Below are 16,428 nucleotides of genomic sequence, written 5' to 3' on the forward strand. Positions count from 1 at the left end.
ACTATGGTTTTAGTTCAGTCCCAAATTTACGAAGTTCCAGCAAAACTTCATTTTGCTTTTCTACAAACAAATTTCCTATCGGAATAGGTGGATATTCAAACAGTTTTCCCTCTCTCTCTTGATATAATATGAGCTTTTTTTTGATCCCAAACAACGATGGCTTAACCGCAAACGCATAAAGATTTTCGGTAGGAATCCGCACCATTCTCTTTGCACCAAAAGGAGAGGTCAAAACATAATAGCGAAATTCGTATACGTTATCATCAAATGTAAACTCCACAAACCAGACACCTCCATTAAACCAAACTAGCAACGACAATAAAACATAGAAAGTTCCATAAGAATGGCCAATAATTTTCACTAAATGATTTCCTGCCCAAGAAAAATATTCAGGAAATATCCAAAGACTTACAACATACGCCGTAAATAAAGTTGCCAATAAAATCCGAATTATGTGATAGGCCGCAACCTCATTCTCATTGTTTACTTTTACCATTCCTTATATGCTTTACGACGTTCTATTTCCTGGTTTATCAAGTTTAATTCACGAGAAGTTTGACCTGCAACTGCCGTATTTTCGGTTGCCCTTCTTATTAAATATGGCAAAACTTCCTTTACAGGACCGTATGGAAGATATTTTGCGACGTTAAAACCTTCGTAGGCCAAATTAAATGATAGATTATCGCTCATCCCATATAGCTGAGAAAGCCAAATTCGAGAATCTTTAACATCAATATCATACTTGTAAACCAACTCAACAAGCAGCTTGATGCTATCTTCATTATGAGTTCCCACAAAAATTGCAAAATCGTCTATATTTTGCATGGTATAGATTAACGCATCATCATACATCTGGTCTGTAACCTCTTTTGTTGGGTTAATTGGAGACGGATAGCCTCTTTCGGTTGCACGCAACCGCTCTTTTTCCATATAAGCACCTCTAACAAATTTAACCCCCGCCTTAAAACCTACTTCTCGGGCTTTCTGATGCAACATCTTTAGGTAATCCAACCTATCAGTACGGTACATTTGTAGCGTATTATAAACAACAGCCTTCTCCTTGTTATAGCGCTCCATCATCATTTCGACCACCTCATCAATTGCTTTTTGGTAGCAGTAATCTTCAGCATCAATTAAAATAGGAGTACCAACTTGAGCGGCTAAAGCACAAAGAACGTCAACTCGCTTGACAAATCGCTCATACTCTCTTTGCTCTTCTTCGGACAGCTGGATTTCCGATGAGACCTTTTCCAAAATCTGAGCATGAGTAATCCCTGTAGGCTTAAAAACCGCAAAGGCAACATAGCTCCTCTTCGCTCCAAATAGAACGCTTTGCTTAATTTCTTCAAAGCACGCTTCTATCGATTCGCCATCCTCCTTTCCTTCTACCGAATAGTCTAAAATAGAACTAACACCATAAGCCGAAAGTTTTTGAGCGGTTTTATCGCAATCCGACAACCGCTCTCCTCCTACAAACTGCACATACAATGTCGGTTTAACAAGCCACCCCACCGGGAATCCTACTTTTAAGGCAAACGAGGTTATTCCGTTTAATGCTTTTACCATAGCGGGATTTTTCACTGCTCCAAAAAGCAGCTTCGCTTTTATCAGTTCGCCTTTAGAGCGAATTCGAAATGCTATCTCTGTATTGTTGAAATCAATCATTGTAGTAGGATGTTTCTATTTCAAATATAATAGCACATTTCTGTTTTCTGATACTTTTATACAAAAAAAGAGGCACTTGAAGCCTCTTGGTTTACTTATTATCAATTATAGCAATTAGTGCAAAAGAAATATTAATCTCAAAATTATGTCCCCTAGTACTAAACCCAATATAGATGGAGTGATTTTAGATAATCAAAAGAGCCTCCCTCATGCAATTTAGCAGGATCTTGTGGAATAAAATTATAAAATTAGTGGAAAAAAGTGACCCCGACGGGATTCAAACCCATGACCTTCAGAACCGGAATCTGACGTTCTATTCAGCTGAACTACGGGGTCGCTAAAGAAGCTGCAAATCTAGGAATATTTATTTCATATAAAAAGCTAGCAGACAAAAATATTTTTCAAAAACCATCATTTTTCATCCAAAAAATTTGCAGATATTCTAATTCTCCTACATTTGCATTACAATAATTTAACACTGCCATGTTATCCCATATACTAAAATTATCGCTAGCAATAGCTGTTAGCTGGCTATTGCTATCAAGTTGTAGCAAGGAAGTTCAGCCCTCCAATGTCAATTTGGACGGTACAGAATGGAGGCTCCTAGCGTCAATAAACGCCCTTAATGGAGAGAAAGAGGTAACACCTAATTCTGAAGGCATCTTTCTAAATTTTCAAAAAGGCTACAGGTACACGTTGAATGCTGGAGAAGAGGCTCTATCAGCACGATACCATCTAGATGAACAAAATAAGAAGGCTATTTTCTACAGAACAAGCAAAGCTATTCTTAACAGCAAAAAAATTGGCAAAACTTATGAGGCTACGGTTATGGCAAGTAGCATTGAACTTATAGGTTCAACGCTAAAACTAATCAATGCCAAATCCAATAAATTTTTGGTATTTGAAAGGATTAAATAGGAGGGCAATTTGCTCTCCTATTATTTTTGTTATTTTTAACATTGTTTTAATCCGTCTGCTACAAATCCTCTTCTCCAAAAATAGAAAGAAAGTTTCCCTTCTTTTCCTTTCATTTTTCTACAAAAAATCTCCCTTTCGATAAAAATTGCAACAAATAACCTTGTTGCTAACTTTCTTGACTTTACAAAATAATCCATAAGATTGCAGAAAGTGAAATGCTTACCGAAGCATAAATATCCACCAATATGCAATACACGCAGGATTACATTGATATGCCTTTTGATACAAGTACCCCAATACCATATTGGGATATGCTCATCGCGCTTGCCAATATCCTCAACCGACGCTTTTTACTGCTCTAGAACCTGCGTTAACCGCCTCCCTTTATGTTCTTTCGAGCAAAACTTTCAGCTAGTTTTTTAATCTAAATCAGAATACCATGAGCAAAGAAAAGGTGTACATCTTTGACACAACGCTACGAGATGGAGAGCAAGTTCCAGGCTGCCAACTTAACACTCTCGAAAAAATTGAAGTTGCCCAATCGCTAGAACTGCTCGGTGTCGATATCATTGAAGCAGGATTCCCCGTTTCTTCGCCTGGAGACTTTACGTCTGTGGTAGAGATATCGAAAGCAGTAAACCAACCAACTATTTGCGCCCTTACTCGTGCCGTTGAGAAAGATATTGACGTTGCAGCAGACGCTTTACGCTTTGCCAAGCATCCTCGCATACATACTGGAATTGGAGTTTCTCCCCATCATATGAAGTACAAGTTTAATGCAACGCCAGAACAAATAGTTGAAAGGGCTGTTGCTGCTGTCAAGTACGCAAAAAAGTATGTAGAAGACATCGAATTCTATGCTGAAGATGCAGGGCGTTCAGAAAATCGTTTTTTGGCAAAAGTTATTGAAGCGGTTATTGCAGCAGGAGCAACCGTTGTTAACATCCCCGACACAACAGGATACTGCTTACCTGATGAGTATGGTGCCAAAATACGTTACCTCAAAGAAAACGTAAAAAATATAGACAAGGCAATAATAGCAACCCACTGCCACAACGATTTAGGACTTGCAACGGCTAACTCTATTGCTGGCGTCATTAACGGAGCTCGCCAAATAGAGTGCACCATAAATGGAATAGGAGAAAGAGCCGGAAATACTTCGTTAGAAGAAGCGGTAATGATTATCAACAGCCACAAAAGGCTTTCGCTAGAAACGTCTATTAACACCAAGCGCCTTTACCCTACCAGTAGATTGGTTTCTACGCTAATGAGAATGCCCGTACAAGCAAACAAGGCCATTGTTGGACGTAACGCATTTGCTCACTCATCAGGAATACATCAAGATGGGGTGCTAAAAAAACGAGAAACCTACGAAATCATGAATCCTAAACAGGTAGGTGTTAACGAATCGTCGATTGTGCTGACTGCAAGAAGTGGAAGAGCAGCGCTAAAGCATCGGTTAACATCTTTAGGATACAAGTTAGACCAGAAAGAACTCGACGAAGCCTATAAGGAGTTCCTCGACCTAGCTGATAAAAAAAGAGAAGTTCATAACGATGACTTAATGGCACTTATGGGCAAAACAGCTAGACATGATCGCAAAATACAGCTCGAATCGCTACAGGTTTTATGCGGTAAATCGGCTATTCCAACTGCTACCATCCGCTTAAAATACGAGGGACAGACATGGGAAGGAACCGACACTGGTAATGGACCTATTGATGCAGCTATCAACGCGGTTAAAACTATTATAACAACCAAAACAACACTCGAAGAGCTGCTTATACATACCATAACACGCGGTAGCGATGATATGGGAAAAGTCCACGTACAGGTAGAAAGCAAAGGAAAAGTCTTTTACGGCTTTAGTGCTAACACAGATATCATAACGGCAACCATCGAGGCCTATCTGGAGGCTCTTTCGCAAGTTGTATAACTCTTAACGAATATCTAATGGGCAAAACACTTTTTGATAAGATCTGGGATGCGCACGTTGTGCATCAAAATACCGATGGAGCAGATATATTGTACATCGATCGCCATTTTATACACGAAGTAACCTCTCCGCAAGCCTTCGATGGGCTTAAAAAGCGCGGGATTGGCATTTTTAGACCGCAACAAACCGTTGCAACAGCCGATCATAACGTTCCAACCACCAACCAGCATCTTCCAATTGTAGAAGAACAGTCGCGCAAGCAGGTGACGCAGCTTATACAAAACTGCAACGATTTTGGACTGGAACTATACGGGCTTGGTCACCCCTATCAAGGGATTGTACACATAATTGGTCCAGAGTTAGGAATAACCCAACCGGGTAGTACCTACGTTTGTGGCGATAGCCACACAGCAACGCATGGTGCATTCGGATCTATCGCCTTTGGCATCGGAACCTCTGAGGTTGAAATGGTGTTTGCCTCGCAAACACTTCCACAGGTTAAGCCTAAAACCATGCGAATTACGGTTAGTGGCACGTTAGAACCTTTTGTTACCGCAAAAGATGTCATTCTATACATCATAAGCAAGCTTAGCGCCAAAGGTGGCACCGGTTTCTTTGTAGAGTATGCAGGCGAAGCCATTCGTTCCCTTTCTATGGAAGGACGAATGACCATTTGCAACATGAGCATCGAAATGGGAGCTCGTGGCGGACTTATAGCCCCCGACAAAACAACCTTCGAATACATCAAAAATCGTCCTTTTGCCCCTAAAAATAGCTTATGGGACAAAGCGCAGGCTTACTGGGAGACTTTGTACACCGACGAAGACGCCCTGTTCGATGCTGAATACACTTTTGATGCCTCAGAAATTAAACCAATGGTAACCTATGGCACCAATCCGGGGATGGGCATTGCCATAGATGCTTTAGTACCTTATCAGAGTGATTTTGAAGATGCCAGCGATAAGCTGATGCTCAAAAAAGCGCTAGAGTATATGGATTTCCATGAAGGACAATCATTGGAGGGGCTTAAAATATCGCATGTGTTTATTGGCAGCTGCACCAATGGTCGTATAGAAGACTTTAGAGCAGCAGCAAAGCTTATTAAGGGCAAAAAAGTCTCTTCGGAGGTAACCGCATGGTTTGTACCTGGATCAAAACAGGTAGAGGCAGCCTGCAAAGCCGAAGGAATTACCCAAATATTCGAAGAGGCAGGTATTTACCTCCGTCAACCAGGGTGCTCGGCATGCCTAGCTATGAATGAGGACAAAGTTCCAGCCGGGAAGTACTGCGTGTCGACTTCGAACCGTAACTTCGAAGGACGGCAGGGGCCTGGAGCCCGCACAATACTGGCTAGTCCGCTTACAGCTGCCGCTGCTGCCATTATGGGAGTTATCACCGACCCTCGTAAGCTGGCGTGACGAATATCAACAAAAAATGTGCGCATAAAAAGGCCCCCTTACCCTATAAAATACGTTTAACGCAAATAGGAAAGGCGTAAAACCTCCTTAGATGGAAATGGATAGGTCTAAAACAAGCACATCCTCCATTTAATGCGACTTTTAACTGAAATAAAAAGGCATCATGGCAAATGAGAAGATAAAACAAATAGTATCGACAGCCGTACCGCTTAACGTGGACAATGTGGATACTGACCAAATTATACCCGCCCGCTTTTTGAAGGCAACCACCCGAGAAGGATTTGGTGATAACCTTTTTAGAGACTGGCGCTACGATTCGAATAACGAAAAGGTTACCTCTTTTCCCCTAAACAATCCGCTTTACAGCGGTAAAATTTTAGTTGCCGGCAAAAATTTCGGCTGCGGATCGAGCCGCGAGCATGCCGCATGGGCTGTAAAAGACTACGGATTTGCAGCGGTAGTTTCCAGCATGTTTGCTGACATTTTCAAAAACAATGCGCTCAACACCGCGCTGCTTCCGGTACAGGTAAGCGAACTATTTCTGGACCTGCTATTCAACGCCATCGACAAAAATCCGGCGACGGAAATCTCGATAGACCTAGAAAAGCAGCAGATAACCGTAAATGGCGTTTCGGAAACATTCCCCATTTCAGGATATAAGAAGGAATGCCTTATGAATGGCTACGATGATGTTGATTACCTCATCAGCCTAAAGGAAAAGATTGTTGAATTTGAACAGAAACGTGTATGAACACCTACAAAATAGCCGTACTTAAGGGCGACGGCATTGGACCAGAGATAGTAGACGAAGCCATAAACGTGCTAAACGCGGTTGGACATAAGTACAACATCGAATTCGATTATAATGAGGGACTGGTTGGTGGAATAGCCATCGACACCGTTGGAGATCCCTTTCCCGCCGAAACGCAGGCCATTTGCGAAGCTTCGGATGCCATTCTTTTCGGTGCGATAGGCGATCCGAAGTTTGATAATAACCCCAACGCCAAGGTGCGACCCGAGCAGGGCCTTTTGAAGATGCGCAAAACCCTTGGGTTATTCGCAAACATTCGTCCAGTAAAGGCATACGACAGCTTGCTACAGCTTTCGCCCCTTAAGGAGCAGATCACCAAAGGTTCGAACTTCGTGGTGATACGCGAGCTAACCGGTGGAATCTACTTTGGAGAGCCTCGCGGACGTAGTGAGAATGGTGAAACAGCCTTCGACACCTGCGTATACACCCGCGAAGAGATTGTGCGCGTTGCCAAAATGGCTTTCGAGTACGCCAAAACCCGCAGAAATAAGCTAACGGTGGTAGATAAGGCCAACGTACTGGCCACATCTCGCCTGTGGCGCGAAACCGTTCAATCGATGGAGCAAAATTACCCTTCGGTAGAAGTTGACTACATGTTTGTAGACAATGCGGCCATGAAGCTCATACAGCAACCCTCCTATTTCGACGTAGTGCTAACCGAGAATATGTTTGGAGATATTTTGACCGATGAGGCAAGCGTTATTACAGGCTCGCTCGGCATGCTGCCATCCGCCTCTAAGGGCTCGAAGGTGGCACTTTACGAGCCAATACACGGCAGCTTCCCCCAGGCAAAGGGTAAGGGCATTGCAAACCCCATCGCCACCATCTTGTCGGCCGCCATGATGCTCGAGGATCTTGGCGAGGTGGCTGCGGCAAAGGCCATCTACCAATCGATAGACAATGTTGTAAACGAGAATTATCTTACTGTTGACCTAAACCCCGTCAATCCCGTTTCGACCGCAGAAGTTGGACGAAGGATTGTGGAATACATTAAATAGGTTGACCTTTTTGCAAATAAAAAGCGCAGATTTTTCATCTGCGCTTTTACTATTTCTTCTGAACAGCATAAAACGGCTATAAGCTAGAACTTGTAGCCAATAGTTATTCCTGCTCCATTATTGGTAATCCCCAAATTATATCTTGTTGATTCTATATCATCTATTTCATCTCGCACAAACATAAAATTCGGAACTATTTCGGCTGATACCGATATTTTAGGATTAACAGCGTAAGAAAAACCCAGAACAACACCTAAACCCACTCCATATGTTTTCTTGCTCTTTTTCGGCTCAATATAAATATTATAATCACCATCTCTCTTTATAGAATTGTAGCTGCTCTGTATTTCTCCACCATAGAAAAAGCTAAAACTGTCGTCTATTTTTATGGGACACTCCAACCCAACATTTAAACCAAATCCAGCCGTTTTTCGCTCCTTCTCTACGGCATTATCCGAACTTTCTGCTTTACCAAACGAAAGAGATAGGCCTGTAACCCTAAGTTTACAAACATCACCTCCATGCTTATACCTGAAACCATACGCATTTAGATTTTGAAAGAATAAACCAACCTCATTCTTCTTAACACTCTCCTGAGACTGGGCGCTAAACCCAAATACCGCAACCAAACTTAATAAAAGAAGGATTTTTTTCATTACATTAAATGATTATGATGTTAACTTAAAAGAAAGATATATAGCCTCAAAAATATTTCCTTACCAAATAAAGAAGCTTTTAATACATACTTTCCCTGATTTTGCCGCAAATTAACATCATTTTATAGCAACAAGAACATATAAGCACAACCTATTTAACCATAGTTTGTGTTGAGACCTGATGTTTAATCCTTTTTTTATACATTGCCACAAATATTAAAATCCACATACTATATTACGAACTACTAATAGCAACTTCATCTATGGCAAAACAGGTTAGCAAGCTTACAAAGCTTCCGAATATAGGCAAATCGTTGGAGGAGCTGCTCTTGAAGGTGGAGATAGACACCCCGCAAAAGCTGCAGGAGGTTGGTACGGAGAATACCTTCATCAGAATTATGGCTGTAGATAGCGAAGCCTGCTTTAGCAAGCTTTGTGCCATAGAGGGAGCCATTCGAGGCATACGCTGGCATCTTATCGATAGGCCCAGAAAAGATGAGCTTCGCCAGTTCTTTTCTATGGTTAAAAAAAGTGCCGACGAAGCCGATGACGACCTTAGCTAAGTCCTTCAATCCTCCTTTTTATCCACCTTTACGTTAAACGAAGGTACCTGGTAATCCTTAGGCAAGTAGCTGGCCGGTATGGTGGTGGTATTACCATCCCTAGCGGCACGATAGTGGGGAGACATGATCTCTATTCCCCGCTCGTTGCACACATCCTGTATATTTTGGTGCAGCTGCGAGTAGATGCCACCCTGCCGACTCGCCTCGTGGATGTAGGCATTTATTTGGTAGGCAACATAAAAATCCTCGAGGCTGGTTTGAAGCACAAAAGGACGCGGATTATCCAGCACAAAATCCGTTCGAAGCGCCGCGTCGATCAGCGCTTGGTGCATGTCCTTCCAAGGAACGTCATAGCCAATGGTTACCGTGGTATGGATAATCAAACCAACACCTTCGGCCTCGCTAGTATAGTTTGTGGTATTGCTCGATAGGATCGAGGAGTTGGGTATCGTTATTATTTCGTTCTTAATCGTCTTTATGCGGGTTACCAGCAGCGTCTTTTCCACCACATCGCCCGTTGCGTCGCCAATTTTTATCCTATCGCCAATCTTAAACGGTCTCATGTAGGTGATTACCAATCCTGCAACCATGTTAGCAATGGCCGAGGAAGATCCCAGCGAAAATAAAATACCGATAAACACCGACACGCCCTTAAAAATATTGGAATCGGAGCCCGGCAGATAGGGAAAAATTAGCACAAACATAAACGCGTAAAGCAGTATCCGCACAATGCTATAGGTTGGCATTGCCCAATCGGCATGAAAACCCGCTAGCTTCAGCTTGTCGGCCTCTATTTCGTGGAAAATGTACTTCACAAAGCGTATAAAGTACTTCATCACAAAATAAATAACCAAGATGCTAAACAGGTTGGGCAGATAGCGCCATACCGCCATTAAAATGGTTTTAAAAGGCGCCCAAACAAGGTGAAACAGCGAATCGGCCCAATCGCGCGAGAACGGGAAGATGCTAAAAATGATTGGGAGGGAGATGTAGAGCAGCATGACATAGATAAACCATCTAAAAATCTTCAGAAAGAAGAGTATAACCTGCAGCTCCTGCTCTGCCGAAAGAAACGTGTAGTCTTTATACGATAAATCCTTAAGCCACCTCCCCTTGTTGGTTCTTATATGGAGCAAAAGCCGCCTATAACCTCGGCCGATAGCCCAAAATATAAGCCATGTAAGGGCTATAACCAGCAGCACCAGCCCTATACGGATACCGAGCTTCTTTAGGCTGTTCTCCTGACGTGCTTTAACGATGGAATCCTTTATAGCTTTATGGTAGTGGGTGGTCAACGCTAAAAGGTTCTCTCCCGACCAAAGCGCGTCGTTTTCGGTAACCGACATAACCACCATTTCGCCGTAAACAATGTCGTAAGCATTCTCCGATTTGACCACCAAAATGGAGTCGACCTTCAAAAAATCGTCATCGTAGAGCTTTTGTATACGCCGGCTGATGTTCGCGGCACGTTCCTGTGCCGTGAGCGATCCCAAGCGGGCATAAAGGGTAAATAGCGTATCTTCCATAACGCCCACCGCCTGGTAGCCCTTGGCCGAACGCCTTAAGGAATCGATACGCGCCTTTTTGGCGGCAATGCGCTGCTGCTCGTTGTCCGCAATCTCCTTTAGTTTACGCAGCAGCTCCTCCTTTTGCAGGTTATCGGTAGTTTTTAAGCGCTTCAACTGCGCCTCGAGATCGGCCTTTTTCACCGAGTCGGCAATCCGATTCCTTTCGATATCGGCCATCTGCCTATGGTAGCTATGCAGCGCTGCAGAATTGAGAGAATCGCTCGTTTGAGCCACATTCCCAGCCTGCGCCAATGCAACACCCCCTATAAAAACGAGGGTAAGGCATGCCATTCCCTTAAGCACTCTTTTCATACACCTTGCATTATTTAAAGGGTAAGTTACAAAAAAGGTCACACATAGCGAACTACAAGCCTGCCATTCTACCAGTTATGCTCCCCTTTTATTTAATTTAATAGGCCATCAAAAACACCCACATTAAATAAGTATACCCCCATATCCCTTCAAAAAGGCTATAGGGGCATACAAAAACCTAAAAAAGTCTGATTATAACAAACAAAGTATATATTCTTTCTATATGGCTTCCATGCAAAATATTAATCCGTTTGACTTAAATCTTACAGCATTAGCAGCAGCCTAAAGCTAAAGCTTAAAGATCTTACGCGTCCAATAGCTTGTGAATCTCCGCTACACCTGCTTAGCATCCCTAAAATCTCCCATAGCACCTTAGTAAAGGATGCTATGGGATGGTTTTAATCCAAATACTAAAAAGTTCTCGATTCACATCGAACCTTAACTCTAAGAATATTAAGAATGACAAAAATTCCACGATTATGAATAGTAATTCCTAAAATCCAAAACCTATATAATATTCTTACCTCTATGCGGCTTTCAATCCTACATTATACCAAGCTGCTTAAACCTTACAGCAGCTATCTTTATGTAGAATGTGATAGTAGATACTTCTCCTTCCTAAAAGCAGGCTTACACCCAGCTAGCCAAACTTAGCACCGAAAAATTAGCTACAGCATCCCATTTTAGGCGGCTATGAGATAAGCTCTGCTTTTACAAAACAAGGGTTCAGATTCACATCAACTCCTTGCTTTAGTAACCTAAAAATGAATCTCTAACAAAGAAAAAAAAATCTAACTCATTCAAGAAAATGCTTTATATCCTACCATTTTATATCCTTTTAGCCTAACAAACCTGGCTGTGAAATATCCCACAGCCCTGCAAGCAAGGCTATGGGACCAACACCAATGCAACATCACTAAAATCGGAATACCTCCTTTAGCAACTCCTAAATATCATCTGGCATATCGTTCTTATTCTCGTCTGGATTCTCTGGCTTCTTAGGAGCAGGAGAATCGTATAGCTGGTACTGCTGCAATTTTGCAGGTCTACCATAAAAAGCAATCTTAGCGACCTCGTTTATAAAACGAATATTGTTCCAAATAGCATTATACCTAAGTACTCTGGCTTCAGTTTCGGCTGGTTGATTTGCCTTTGCCAAGTTTTGGGCTGCCAAAGCAGCCTGTAGATTCGCTTGCAAATCCGTTAATTCGGTAAAGAAATTATCCCCAAGACGCTTAGTTAGCTTAGCCATATACTCTGGCTTTTTGCCGGTAGTTACAATAAGGTTAATTTGGCGCACCATCTTCTCAGGGTTCTTTCTGGCCTCATCAAAACCCCTTCGTCCAAATAAAACCTCAATGTTAGGGATATCGATTAAGGCCCGATCAAGATGGTAGTAAAATAGGGACGTCTTTCCCTTACAAACATCCATTGCGTCGTTTACCCGTTTTGTCTCTAAGGATATGGCACTTTTAGAGCCTAGGCTCGAAAAGTCGGAGGAACACTCTTTTGCTTCGTTCTGCCAGGTGGTTAGCTGGTCGCGGGTTAATTCTGGCTCTACTGCAGATAGCTCTCCAAAATCATTCTGAGCTAAAGCAAATATGGTATTTGCCTCCCCAAGCATAGAGTCGTCAGACATGGCGTAAGATCGTTTCACATCTTTCATTGTCTTACTTTTTTAATAAATAAAGCGTTAACTCTAAAAGCTAGGTACAGCACGAAAGGAAGTTAAGCTACCAACGTTGAAATAAATCATGCTTCGCTAGCCTCTTATAGACACAAGTTACGAAAGTTAAAAAATAGCGCGCAAGTATTTTTACAAATATTTTTATATGTTTTACAACATATTTTTAAGCTGCTTTTATAACGGCTATCACCATATTCCATCTGTTATCCACTCAGAATCTACTGCATATAATTTTTAAGACCTGCGGAAGCTCAAATTCGTTTAGTAAACTTTTAGCTACACCTTGCAACGCCTTTTCGGCATTTAGCGGCAGACTTGCCCATCTTAGCATAACCTTTCTTATATCTGCCTAACAATGCAAAAGCTTAGCTGCAGGTTTCCTCCATTTAGCTGCACCTTTCCGACGTTTAGCTACACGTTTCCGAAAGCTAAAAGCGGAATTCCGAGCGGATTGTGGCCAGCTAAACAAAAAAAGTGTAATGCTAAGCTTACCAAACGCGTAGCTAAACATGTACAACCCCATTAAAAAAAAGAAAAAGACTAGGCAGAAAGTCTTTACGCGTATATAAACCACCATTCTTTGCAGCTAAAAGCCAGAAACAAGCTACTAAACCCTCATTATTGCTAGCTATAGCCATTGGTAATTCTGCAAGAACAGGCAGCCAGCGGCGGCGGCTATTCGGCAGGGCACAGGCCATAACAGCAGCATAAGCGTAAGCAATGAGCATTTTTTAAGCTAGATTTGGCTTCAAATAAAGGCTTGCAATAAATGACTAGCAGAATAGAAATATACGAGAAGCGCATTGAGGCGCTCGAAAGGCAGAAGGAGATGGCCATTAAGCGTGGCAAAAGGCTTATGTGGATGAGGCTGCTCTCCTTTGCAGCGGCTGTTGCTGCACTATTTGGGCTATTTGCCATTTCGGTGGTGGCAGCGGTGGGGCTAAGCCTGCTGCTAATGGGGCTATTTGCGCTTGTTGCTACGCGCGACGTGAAAAACCAGCGGCTAGTAGCCTACTACGATAGCCTAATAGCGATATGCCGCAACGAGGTAGCTTGCATCAACGGAGACACCAGCGCGTTTGATACAGGCGCCATCTACTTCGACATAAGGCATGCCTACACGTACGATTTGGATATTTTTGGCGACAGGTCAATTTTTCAGCTGCTGTGCCGGGCCAGCACCGCCAAAGGTAAGCAACTGCTGGCACAGCGCCTGCAACACCCCCTAAAGAGGGAGGAAATTGCCCGCAACCAGCAGTCGGTAGACGAACTAGCTAACGAGATGGAGTGGAGACAGGAGTTGCAGGCCGTTGCAACGGAAATGGAGGCCGACAAGGAGAATCTGACCAGCATCAAAACGTGGCTAACGGCCGACAATGACGGTTTGAGCAGCTTTGGGCTACGCCTTATGGTAGTTGGATACCCAATTTTAGTTGTCGGGCTGATGGTGCTTTGGGGCGTAGGCATTCTCAACGGCCTTGTAACGCTGTCGCTGTTCCCCTACTTTATTATATACGGTAAATATGGCAATCGGATTGCCGTTGTACAGTCGTTGGTGGGTAAATCGGCCGACGAGCTGCGCTCCTATGCGCGCCTGCTGAAGGTTGTAGAGGCAAAAACGTTCCGCTCGCCACAGCTGATGGAGCTAAAGAGCCGAATCACCAAGTCTGGCAGGCAGCCATCGGCCATCACAGCCGAGTTTGCGCAGCTTGTACAGCAGCTCGATGTCCGCAACAATGCAGCATTCATGCTCCTAGTGGGCGCATACATCTTCTGGGACTTTAGGGTGGTATTTAAGCTAAACCGATGGAAGCGCAAGTACCAGCTGCTGATAGACGAATGGGTAGCGGTGGTTGGCGAAATGGAGGTGCTGGCATCCTTGGCTACGCTAGCGTACAACAATCCCAGCTGGACGATGCCCGAAGTGGCCGAAGGCTACTTTAGGCTTGAGGCAACCGAGGCGGGCCATCCGCTGATACCCGCTAAGCAGCGCGTATGCAATACGTTTAGCATTACAGATAGTAAAACCATCCTTCTAACCGGATCTAACATGGCCGGAAAGAGCACCTTCCTCCGCACCTTAGGCGTTAACATGGTGCTAGCCTACGCAGGTGCGCCCGTTTGCGCGCAGCGCCTTACGGTGAGCTACGTACCCATTCGGACCAGCATGCGAATTACCGACTCGCTGGTAGAGAACACCTCGTCGTTTTACGCGGAGATTAAACGCCTTGGCGAAATTGTAAAGGCGGTAAAAGAGGGCGAGAAGGCGTTCCTCCTACTGGATGAAATACTCCGCGGAACCAACTCCAACGACCGCCATATAGGTTCGAAAGCGCTCGTAGACCTGCTGGTGGAAAGCCAAGTGTGCGGCATCATTGCCACGCACGACCTATCGCTCTCCGAAGCGCAGCACACCTACCCCAAAGCCATTGCGAACTACCACTTCGATGTGCAGGTAGATGAAAAGGACGAGCTGTATTTCGACTATAAGGTAAAAACGGGTGTTTGTACCAGCCTTAACGCCTCCATACTAATGCGAAAGATTGGCCTAAAGGTATAAGAGAATTGCTATTGCCTCCGCTAACGTTGGAGCAGCTGATAAACTACTGCGAAGGTATGCTAGCGGGGTTCGAAGTGGAAGCCAAAGCGTACGATGGCTAGGAAAGCATCGTTTAAAGGGTAGCCAAAGCGCATGGGGTTTACGATATACTGCGCCGAAGGCTGCAGGTAGAAGTATTGTCCAAACGAATACCTGTAGAAGCACTCCCAAACCGACTCGAGCGGAGCATTGCTCTCGTTGAAACGGGCCTGGGCAAAGGCCAAGCCCAGCTCGTCGGGCACATGCCAAGATGGCCCCTTATAGGAGAGGCCAACGCCCCAGTAGAGATGGTTGCTGCTCTGCTTAATTGGGCTAAGCGATAGCTGGGTAAAAAGGTTGAGCGACGAATGGTCGGAACGCCGGTAAAGAGGCTGGTTGCCTACAAAGTAAAAGCCGTAGTTGTGGCCTGCATGGTTGGTATCGGCTGCTTGAGCAGGCGAAGTATGGTTGTGATAGTACATTCCGAGCTTGTAAAAACCATTGGCCCCCACAGGAATTGCACCGCTGTAGCTATACTCGAAAATATTAAGCGTACCCGACTTTTCGAAGAATGGAATGCGAAAAACCCAAGGATCAATTGAAAGGCAGCTGGGATTACCCTCAAAAAGTCCGATTTTAGCCGTATGCATGGCGCTGATAGACCATTTTAGGATGCCGCCAAAGCCTGTTACCGGGAAAATAGAGGCCGGCAGGTTGTCGTTAAAGGTAGATTGTATGCCAAAAGAGGAGTTTATGAAGCTGCTACCAAAGTCGTTTGCCGAAAATTCGACGTTCAAGTCTTGTATGCCCAGCTTTAGGCTCAGCTGACCAACCGTTTGCTCGAACCAAAACTCCTGAAAGAAGGTTCTATTGCCCGCCTCGATGTTGCTAACGGCCTGATACGCGCCAACAAGCCTTTCTGATGGCTGCTGGCCATGCGTATTGGATAAATAAACCTGCAGCAGGCCCCCCTTCCACCAGCGCGCCTTCTCCAAATCGAAGGCAAGATGCGCCGTGGCAATACCCGCATAGCTCGAGCCCGACTTTACCCCTCCCTTAAAAGAGCTAACCCAATCTCCCTTGTATAGGATGGAGTACGTAAAAGGCGAGGCGTTTTTTGAGCCAGAATCGGCCTGCCCCCAAAGCGAATTGCAGAGCGCAAGCAGCAGTACAATAGGCGCATAATGCTTCATATCGGCGACACATTGGTTTAACTTACCCATAAATATAGCTATAAAAGGGGAATACCTACATGTTGGTATTTTAGTTTGGAGCCATTGTGGTATGCTAATATTTGAATAGTTTTGGCAAACAAAAG

General features: G+C 44.0%; 14 protein-coding genes and 1 tRNA gene. 7 read left to right on the plus strand and 8 right to left on the minus strand.

All coding sequences use genetic code 11. The annotated features are described in order from the left end of the window. Position 1 precedes the first annotated feature (1 nt). The 3 genes from L990_RS01110 to L990_RS01120 all read right to left on the minus strand — a co-directional run bounded on the left by L990_RS01110 (position 2) and on the right by L990_RS01120 (position 2,001). Complete coding sequence (locus L990_RS01110) at positions 2 to 496, minus strand: hypothetical protein (protein ID WP_047444632.1); 495 nt, start codon at positions 494 to 496, stop codon at positions 2 to 4. Continuing rightward, positions 490 to 1,665, minus strand: coding sequence for a proline dehydrogenase family protein (locus L990_RS01115; RefSeq protein ID WP_047444634.1), 1,176 nt, complete (start codon positions 1,663 to 1,665; stop codon positions 490 to 492). Before L990_RS01115 ends, L990_RS01110 begins: the two co-directional genes overlap by 7 nt. A gap of 262 nt (positions 1,666 to 1,927) precedes the next feature. Next, positions 1,928 to 2,001: transfer RNA gene (locus L990_RS01120), tRNA-Arg, on the minus strand. A 147-nt stretch (positions 2,002 to 2,148) separates the two neighbouring features. Between L990_RS01120 and L990_RS01125 the strand changes: the two genes are divergently transcribed. From L990_RS01125 to leuB, 5 genes are all read left to right on the plus strand, one after another. Beyond that, positions 2,149 to 2,583, plus strand: coding sequence for a hypothetical protein (locus L990_RS01125; RefSeq protein WP_047444636.1), 435 nt, complete (start codon positions 2,149 to 2,151; stop codon positions 2,581 to 2,583). Between the two features lie 439 nt (positions 2,584 to 3,022). Continuing rightward, complete coding sequence (locus L990_RS01130) at positions 3,023 to 4,519, plus strand: 2-isopropylmalate synthase (protein ID WP_047444638.1); 1,497 nt, start codon at positions 3,023 to 3,025, stop codon at positions 4,517 to 4,519. 17 nt (positions 4,520 to 4,536) lie between these two features. Next, the gene (gene leuC, locus L990_RS01135; RefSeq protein WP_047444640.1) at positions 4,537 to 5,937 is read left to right on the plus strand and encodes a 3-isopropylmalate dehydratase large subunit; all 1,401 of its coding nucleotides are present in this window, start codon (positions 4,537 to 4,539) and stop codon (positions 5,935 to 5,937) included. Positions 5,938 to 6,100: 163 nt separating this feature from the next. Further along, positions 6,101 to 6,688, plus strand: a complete 588-nt coding sequence (leuD, locus tag L990_RS01140) for a 3-isopropylmalate dehydratase small subunit (protein WP_047444642.1) — start codon at positions 6,101 to 6,103, stop codon at positions 6,686 to 6,688. Next, complete coding sequence (gene leuB, locus L990_RS01145; RefSeq protein ID WP_047444644.1) at positions 6,685 to 7,746, plus strand: 3-isopropylmalate dehydrogenase; 1,062 nt, start codon at positions 6,685 to 6,687, stop codon at positions 7,744 to 7,746. The genes leuD and leuB overlap by 4 nt, the downstream gene beginning before the upstream one ends. Positions 7,747 to 7,829: 83 nt before the next feature. Here leuB and L990_RS01150 read toward each other — a convergent pair whose 3' ends face one another. Further along, on the minus strand, positions 7,830 to 8,402 hold the full coding sequence (locus L990_RS01150) for an outer membrane beta-barrel protein (protein ID WP_047444645.1): 573 nt from the start codon (positions 8,400 to 8,402) through the stop codon (positions 7,830 to 7,832). A 263-nt stretch (positions 8,403 to 8,665) separates the two neighbouring features. Between L990_RS01150 and L990_RS01155 the strand changes: the two genes are divergently transcribed. Next, positions 8,666 to 8,965, plus strand: coding sequence for a TfoX/Sxy family protein (locus tag L990_RS01155; RefSeq protein ID WP_052180631.1), 300 nt, complete (start codon positions 8,666 to 8,668; stop codon positions 8,963 to 8,965). A gap of 5 nt (positions 8,966 to 8,970) precedes the next feature. Here L990_RS01155 and L990_RS01160 read toward each other — a convergent pair whose 3' ends face one another. From L990_RS01160 to L990_RS01170, 3 genes are all read right to left on the minus strand, one after another. After that, positions 8,971 to 10,845 (minus strand): mechanosensitive ion channel domain-containing protein, encoded by a 1,875-nt coding sequence (locus L990_RS01160; RefSeq protein ID WP_047444647.1) that lies wholly within the window; start codon positions 10,843 to 10,845, stop codon positions 8,971 to 8,973. A 946-nt stretch (positions 10,846 to 11,791) separates the two neighbouring features. Then, entirely contained in the window at positions 11,792 to 12,511 is a 720-nt protein-coding gene (locus tag L990_RS01165) for a hypothetical protein (protein WP_047444649.1), read from the minus strand. A gap of 524 nt (positions 12,512 to 13,035) precedes the next feature. Next, positions 13,036 to 13,260, minus strand: a complete 225-nt coding sequence (locus L990_RS01170; RefSeq protein ID WP_047444651.1) for a hypothetical protein — start codon at positions 13,258 to 13,260, stop codon at positions 13,036 to 13,038. 41 nt (positions 13,261 to 13,301) lie between these two features. On the opposite strand from L990_RS01170, the gene L990_RS01175 reads away from it, so the two are divergent. After that, positions 13,302 to 15,092 (plus strand): MutS-related protein, encoded by a 1,791-nt coding sequence (locus L990_RS01175; RefSeq protein ID WP_047444653.1) that lies wholly within the window; start codon positions 13,302 to 13,304, stop codon positions 15,090 to 15,092. A 59-nt stretch (positions 15,093 to 15,151) separates the two neighbouring features. On the opposite strand, the gene L990_RS01180 is transcribed toward L990_RS01175, so the two are convergent. Beyond that, entirely contained in the window at positions 15,152 to 16,333 is a 1,182-nt protein-coding gene (locus tag L990_RS01180) for a carbohydrate porin (RefSeq protein ID WP_081981560.1), read from the minus strand. Between the last annotated feature and the right edge of the window lie 95 nt (positions 16,334 to 16,428).

The sequence above is a fragment of the Alistipes sp. ZOR0009 genome (assembly GCF_000798815.1).
In the GTDB taxonomy this organism is placed as follows: Bacteria; Bacteroidota; Bacteroidia; order Bacteroidales; family ZOR0009; genus Acetobacteroides.

Excerpts from the sequence above, each read along its gene's own strand:
- L990_RS01110 (WP_047444632.1), bottom strand. The coding sequence starts at position 496 with ATGGTAAAAGTAAACAATGAGAATGAGGTTGCGGCCTATCACATAATT.
- L990_RS01115 (WP_047444634.1), bottom strand. The coding sequence starts at position 1,665 with ATGATTGATTTCAACAATACAGAGATAGCATTTCGAATTCGCTCTAAA.
- L990_RS01125 (WP_047444636.1), top strand. The coding sequence starts at position 2,149 with ATGTTATCCCATATACTAAAATTATCGCTAGCAATAGCTGTTAGCTGG.
- L990_RS01130 (WP_047444638.1), top strand. The coding sequence starts at position 3,023 with ATGAGCAAAGAAAAGGTGTACATCTTTGACACAACGCTACGAGATGGA.
- leuC (WP_047444640.1), top strand. The coding sequence starts at position 4,537 with ATGGGCAAAACACTTTTTGATAAGATCTGGGATGCGCACGTTGTGCAT.
- leuD (WP_047444642.1), top strand. The coding sequence starts at position 6,101 with ATGGCAAATGAGAAGATAAAACAAATAGTATCGACAGCCGTACCGCTT.
- leuB (WP_047444644.1), top strand. The coding sequence starts at position 6,685 with ATGAACACCTACAAAATAGCCGTACTTAAGGGCGACGGCATTGGACCA.
- L990_RS01150 (WP_047444645.1), bottom strand. The coding sequence starts at position 8,402 with ATGAAAAAAATCCTTCTTTTATTAAGTTTGGTTGCGGTATTTGGGTTT.
- L990_RS01155 (WP_052180631.1), top strand. The coding sequence starts at position 8,666 with ATGGCAAAACAGGTTAGCAAGCTTACAAAGCTTCCGAATATAGGCAAA.
- L990_RS01160 (WP_047444647.1), bottom strand. The coding sequence starts at position 10,845 with ATGAAAAGAGTGCTTAAGGGAATGGCATGCCTTACCCTCGTTTTTATA.
- L990_RS01165 (WP_047444649.1), bottom strand. The coding sequence starts at position 12,511 with ATGAAAGATGTGAAACGATCTTACGCCATGTCTGACGACTCTATGCTT.
- L990_RS01170 (WP_047444651.1), bottom strand. The coding sequence starts at position 13,260 with ATGCTCATTGCTTACGCTTATGCTGCTGTTATGGCCTGTGCCCTGCCG.
- L990_RS01175 (WP_047444653.1), top strand. The coding sequence starts at position 13,302 with ATGACTAGCAGAATAGAAATATACGAGAAGCGCATTGAGGCGCTCGAA.
- L990_RS01180 (WP_081981560.1), bottom strand. The coding sequence starts at position 16,333 with ATGGGTAAGTTAAACCAATGTGTCGCCGATATGAAGCATTATGCGCCT.